General features: G+C 44.9%; 2 protein-coding genes. Both read right to left on the bottom strand.

Translation table 11 applies throughout. From position 1 onward, the window contains the following. Window positions 1-504: UvrD-helicase domain-containing protein (locus A3763_RS21270; protein ID WP_156495234.1), on the bottom strand; the 504-nt coding region annotated here is incomplete at its 3' end. Next, window positions 501-1,287 (bottom strand): hypothetical protein (locus A3763_RS29020; protein ID WP_197483033.1); only part of this gene is annotated, 787 nt, incomplete at its 5' end. The genes A3763_RS21270 and A3763_RS29020, both read right to left, overlap by 4 nt.

The raw sequence follows: 1,287 nt of genomic DNA, 5'->3' as shown, positions 1-1,287 counted from the left end.
TAACAACTCTTGTGGTAGAGCAAAGACTTCCTGGCGCCAGTAATCCTCACAGACCCGCAGCAACAGAGGCTTGGTGTCTTCCATCAGGTTTTGCGTAAAAGCGACATTTAAATCTAATGCATGACGCGCCAGAAGCTGCTGACAGAAACCATGAATTGTATGGATTTCAGATTGGTCTATTTGACGTTCTGCGATTCTTAAACGAAGTTTATCTGCCTCAATATCCGATGATTGTTGGTACAAATAATTCAGCACCTCATCGTCACTAGGTTCACCATTTAATACCTGGGAAAGCTCCTGAATTCGTGCACGGACTCGATCACGAAGCTCTTGCGTTGCTGCCTCGGTAAAGGTCACTACCAGAATTTCATCTACCCCGAGCTTTTGTTCTAGCAAATAACGTAAGTAGAGATTGGCGACCGCATAGGTTTTCCCGGTTCCTGCGCTCGCTTCAATTAGTGACAATGAATCAAGCGGGAACTGACAGAGGTCTAGCGTTTTCATTTTAGAACCTCCCCTTGCAAGTCGGTGAAAATAAACTCTTCTTTATAGGCAGCAACTTGCTTAACAAGTCGCTGCGACTCTATATCAGGTAAAACTCGAACCTCGGCGTGATCAGTATAAAGGCAATAGCGCTGCCAATAAGGGTCATCCATTTCACCTTCACGCGCGTTGTAGCCCTGTTTGTTACCTTCAAATATTTTTCTCGCTTTTGACTCGCCTTCAAATATCCAACTAAAGGCAGTCTTCGGTAGGAATGGCAGTGCTTCTTGCCCTGTTAGCGTAAAGAGCTCTAGCAAACCCTCCATATAAGATTTTGCGTCAGCAGCACTCAATTCAGGAAAGATCGTTACTTGCTCTGCATTAATCAACCTTGACTCGGTTTTTAGCTCAAGTCCCGTCTCGTGACCCGGTGCAACTTGATGGTGAAATAGATAGTTGACCACAACATGTTTTACCCAGCTAGAAAAGAACAACGCTGGCGAACTCCGGCTCAAACTAAACTCGCAAACAGCGCTATCCAGTAGGACTAGTGAACCAACTATGCGCTTACCAGAAAGCTGGAAGTCGATAACCAAAGTTGACGCTTCTTTCGCTAAAGCTCGCTCAATATAGGTAGATAAATCGACAAGTTCATCCTTCGCTTGAGCAAAGTAAGTTTCATCTAAAGGTGCTTTTGGCAGCCTCCCTGATAAGCGCCACTGATCAAAACACGCTTGTGTAAGCGTGTCAGAATCGACTTCCTTATGCATGTCCTTGACGACAGTTCTTAAGATATCACCCTTT

The organism is Oleiphilus sp. HI0128, assembly GCF_001635365.1.
The sequence above is the reverse complement of the archived record's forward strand: the minus strand, read 5'-3'. Positions and strand labels throughout refer to the sequence as shown.